4 protein-coding genes and 1 pseudogene are annotated in these 4,649 nt (G+C 69.6%); all 5 read left to right on the top strand.

Annotated features, from left to right (window positions below):
- The first annotated feature begins 549 nt into the window (after positions 1-549).
- On the top strand, positions 550-1,779 hold the full coding sequence (locus A5764_RS21485; RefSeq protein WP_067116878.1) for a PPE family protein: 1,230 nt from the start codon (positions 550-552) through the stop codon (positions 1,777-1,779).
- 477 nt (positions 1,780-2,256) lie between these two features.
- Positions 2,257-2,556, top strand: a complete 300-nt coding sequence (locus tag A5764_RS21475) for a PE family protein (RefSeq protein WP_067116873.1) — start codon at positions 2,257-2,259, stop codon at positions 2,554-2,556.
- Between the two features lie 17 nt (positions 2,557-2,573).
- Positions 2,574-3,797 (top strand): PPE family protein, encoded by a 1,224-nt coding sequence (locus A5764_RS21470; protein WP_156664797.1) that lies wholly within the window; start codon positions 2,574-2,576, stop codon positions 3,795-3,797.
- 349 nt (positions 3,798-4,146) lie between these two features.
- Positions 4,147-4,446, top strand: a complete 300-nt coding sequence (locus tag A5764_RS21465) for a PE family protein (RefSeq protein ID WP_067116867.1) — start codon at positions 4,147-4,149, stop codon at positions 4,444-4,446.
- 114 nt (positions 4,447-4,560) lie between these two features.
- Positions 4,561-4,649, top strand: a pseudogene (locus A5764_RS21460) (WXG100 family type VII secretion target); the annotation flags it as partial.

Below are 4,649 nucleotides of genomic sequence, written 5' to 3'. Positions count from 1 at the left end.
GCGGCGGGCGCGCGGCGGGGGCCGCCGGGCCGCGCGCCGGCCGCGCGGGGGGGGCGCGCGCCGGCCGGGGCCCCCCCCCCCCCCCCCCCCCCCCCCCCCCCCCCCCCCCCCCCCCCCCCCCCCCCCCCACGGCCGTATCTGGGGGAAACCCTGACCGGTTGCGGCCGGGGCTAGCCACCTCGGAGCCACGTCAGGCGTCCCTTGGCGACGGCTTTATCTGCGGCCGGATTTTTACCCCGCACGACGGTTTCAGCCCCGGCCAAACCGGCCCCGCCGCCGCGGTGCCACCCACGACCCGCGGCCAGGTTCTGCGCGCATTTTCGCAGGTATTGGCCATGCCACCCATTCGTCCCCGGCCGCGAATCGAGGGTCCTGGCCTGCAGGGGCACCGCGTAAGCGGTCGGGCTGCGCGTGCTGGCGGCCGGACCGAGCCTGGGCGGTGAGGGATCGCGGCCACCTAGCCTCTCAAGCGAGCAAACACCGGTGCACATCGGCGCGTGAAAACAGCTTGCGAGGGGACACATGTCGTTCGAGTCCGGCGGTATCTAGGTGTTGGACTTCGGGGCGTTACCGCCGGAGATCAACTCCGGCCGGATGTACGCGGGCCCGGGTTCGGGATCCCTGATGGCCGCGGCCGGGGCCTGGGATGGGCTGGCCGCCGAGTTGAGTTCGACAGCGGCCGGCTACACGTCGGTGATCACCGAGTTGACCAGCTCGTGGCTTGGGCCCGCATCGCGGTCCATGGTGGCCGCGGCCACGCCCTACGTCGCCTGGCTCGGTTCGGCGGCCGCGCTAACCGAAGAGGCCGGCAACCAGGCCAGGGCCGCCACGGCGGCCTTCGAAGCCGCGTTTGACCTCACGGTTCCGCCGCCGGTGATCGCGGCCAACCGGGTGTTACTGGCGACGCTGGTAGCTACCAACTTCTTCGGCCAGAACACCCCGGCGATCGCGGCCACCGAGGCCCAGTACGCGGAGATGTGGGCCCAGGACGCGACCGCGATGTACGGCTATGCCGCGGCCTCGGCAGTCGCTACGGAGTTGACCGCGTTCACCGAGCCTGGACAAACCACCGACCAGGGCGGGTTGGCCGCGCAGGCGGCCGCCGTCAGCCAGGCCGTTGCCACGCCGGCGGGCACCAGCTCGCAAGCGGCTGCAGCGACCCCGGGCCTGGCGGTGACCCCGAACGCAATCTCAACGACGTCGATATTCACGGCGATAAACCAAACGCTGCAACAGCTTTCATCGGGCGCACTGGCCTCGCAGCTGAACCCCTACAACTGGTGGATCGTGCAGCAGTTCGCCAACCTCAACGTCGCGAACCGGACCGCCTTGTCGCGCACCACCGTGGGGCTCGCCTACTTCTCGGTCGGCATCATGAGCTTTGTCGGCTCGATCGCGCAGCAGGTGACGTTCGGCCCGGGGGGAACCACGGCCGGCGCGGGCGGGGCGTGGTTTGCGACACCACAGTTCGCCGGCCTGCACCTGGGCGCCGTCGGCAGCGCCGGCCCGAGCGCCGTGTCGGCAAGTCTCTCCTCGGCCACCAAGATCGGGGGGTTGTCGGTGCCGGCCAATTGGGCGTCCTCACCCGGCGCGATCGAGGAACAGGCCGCCCAGGCGAGTGCCGTCGACTATGCCGCCGACCCTCAGGGCGGAGCGAGCGGGGTGCTGCGCGGCATGCCCCTGGGCACCGGCGGCAGGCGAGCGGGCGGCTCGGCCTGGCCGCCCCGCGAATACGGATTCAGGCGCAGCGTGCTCACCCGCCCACCATCCGCCGGATAACGCAGCGATGTCTAACGGAAATGGCGCAGATCGGGCCGGCCGGCCCGATTCTCACGCCGTCTCACATCACCCCGCACCGGTCTTCCGGCAAAGCGGAACAGCCGCCGGCGAGCGTCGCTCACCAGGCTTTATCCGCGGCGGGATTTTATCTTCCGTTGGCCTGCCGGAAACCCGCGTCCGGCAGCGAGTGCGGCGCCCCGGGCGCGGGCCGATGAGTGTTCATCGCTCACGCGATCAGGGGTTGTCCCAGGTCATGGTCGCTCCCTCGGTCGGGCCGCCGGGCCGCGGCGCGGCCGCCGTCAGGCCGTCCCTGCCCGCGAACGGCGCATCGACCGGTGCCACCACCGACTTCGCCGCGCGGCCGACCGGCCGCGGCGAAATAACGTACTTCGCAGGCGAAGACCGGCGGGGTGCACCAGCAACCCACGGGCGCACCAAAGAGTCGTGAGCCCGACAAGTATTTGAGGAGGCGGCAACATGTCGTTCGTGACTACGCAGCCGGAGGCGCTGGCGGCGGCCGCGGGCACCTTGCAGGGTATTGGGTCGTCGTTGAGCGCCCAGAACGCCGCGGCGGAGGGCCCGATCACGGGGGTGGTTCCCGCCGCCGCCGATGAGGTGTCGGCGTTGACGGCGACACAGTTCGCCGCCCACGCCCAGGTGTATCAGGCCGTAAGCGCCCAAGCCGCGGCCATCCATGAGCTGTTCGTCAACACCCTGGGCATCAGCTCGGGCTCGTACGCGGCGACCGAGGCGGCCAACGCGGCCGCGGCCGGCTAAGGGGTCAGGGCATGGCAATCGACTTTGGCGCGTTACCGCCGGAGATCAACTCGGCGCGCTTGTACGCCGGCGTCGGCTCGACGCCGCTGGCGACCGCCGCCTCGGCCTGGAACTCGCTGGCCGCCGAGCTGAATGCGGCCGCACTGGGATACGAGAACGTGGTGACCCAGCTGGCCGGGGAGGAATGGCTGGGCCCAGCCTCGGCCTCGGCGGCCGCGGCGCTGCAACCGTATATCGAGTGGGTGAGTACCACCGCCACCCAGGCCGAGGAGGCTGCCTCCCAGGCCAGCGCCGCCGCGGCGGCCTATGAGAGTGCTATCGCCTCGATCGTGCCGCCGCCGTTGATCGCGGCCAACCGCGCCGAATTGGCCCAGGCGGCGTCGACCAACGTGTTGGGGCAGAACACCGGGATCATCGCCCAGTTGGAAGCCCAATACGCCGACTTTTGGGCCCAAGACGCCGCGACAATGTATAGCTACGCCGGCAACTCCGCGACGGCTTCCACGGTGACGCCGTTCAGCGCGGCACCGCAGGTCGCCAATCCGGCCGCGTCGACCACCCAGGCCGCCGCTGTCTCCTCGGCCGCGGGCACCTCGGTCGGTTCGATCCAACAACAGATCAACAGCACGATCAGCCAGATCACCGCACAGCTGCAAAGCCTCGCTGCGCCGATCTATTCACCCATTCAGCAGGAATGGAACTACTTGGCGTCATCGTCGGGTCCGCTGTCGTGGCTGTGGCAAATCATGTTCGGAAGCCCCACTTTTCCCAGCAGTAGCCTTTCGGCGTTCATGTCGGCGTGGTCGCCATATGCGGGTGTCCTCTATAACACCGAGGGTCTGCCCTACTTCAGCATCGGTATGGCCAACTCCATGACGCAGACCGCGAAGACGGTGGGGGCGATCGGGGGAGCGGCGCCGGCCGCGGCGGCCGCCGTGCCCAAGGGATTGCCAGGGCTGGGCGGGCTGCTGGGCGGCGGCGCCCCGCCCGTGGCGGCCCACCTCGGCAGCGCGACCTCGATCGGCAAGCTCTCGGTGCCGGCCGCATGGTCGGGGCCCGTCGCGACCCCCAGCCATGCCACCGCCATCCCGGTCAGCAACGTCCGGGAGGCCCCCGATGTGGGAGCCGGAAACCTGCTGGGCGGCATGCCGCTGGCCGGCGCGGGTACCGGCTCGTCCGGCACCGGACCGCGCTACGGATTCAAGCCCACCATCATGGCCCGCCCGCCGGCGGCCGGATAGTGTCCGTTGGGCGAACGGCGACGACACACGACTAGCGCGGGGCCCCGCGCCGCGTCGGCGCGGAGCATTTGCTCTATCGGGCACCAGCGGCGCCCGCGATGAGCTCCATTTCGACTGGTCAGCAGGCCCCAAGCCGGCCCACCCACCCGTCGCCGCTGGGGGTTTGCTGTGATCGCCCCGGAAGCTCCCCGATCGGACCCGAATGCTGTTACTGTGTCGTTACCAAAGGTGAACTCGCCGTGCCATCCAGTGAACAATTGCGAACAGGTGGACTCGGAGCCAGCTTGAAACCGGTGTTGTCATCTAGTCTCTTGCACAGAGTGCCGGAGGCAATCAAGGAGGGAAAATTATGTCGTTCGTGACCACACAGCCGGAGGCTTTGGCCGCGGCGGCCGGGAGCTTGCAGGGGATCGGCTCCGCGCTCAATGCCCAGAACGCGGCTGCGGCGGCCCCCACGACCGGGGTGGTGCCCGCCGCCGCCGACGAGGTGTCGGCGCTGACCGCGGCTCAGTTCGCCGCACACGCGCAGATGTACCAGGCAGTGAGCGCCCAGGCCGCCGCGATTCACGAGCAGTTCGTGAACACCCTGGCGATCAGCTCGGGCTCCTACGCCGTGACCGAGGCCGCCAACGCAGCGGCAGCGGGCTGACCGGGTTCAGCGGTTTATAAGCATTCGGGTCGGCGGGGCGCTAGCGCGTAACCGCCCGGCCTTCTCGCCAACACAACTGAAAACAAGTCACTGAGTATTAAGGAGAAAGCCAACATGGCAACACGTTTTATGACTGACCCGCACCAGATGCGGGCGATGGCGGGCCGTTTTGAGGTCCACGCTCAGACTGTTGAGGATGAGGC

The organism is Mycobacterium sp. 852002-51057_SCH5723018 (assembly GCF_001667035.1).
In the GTDB taxonomy this organism is placed as follows: domain Bacteria; phylum Actinomycetota; class Actinomycetes; order Mycobacteriales; family Mycobacteriaceae; genus Mycobacterium.
The sequence above is the reverse complement of the archived record's forward strand: the minus strand, read 5'-3'. Positions and strand labels throughout refer to the sequence as shown.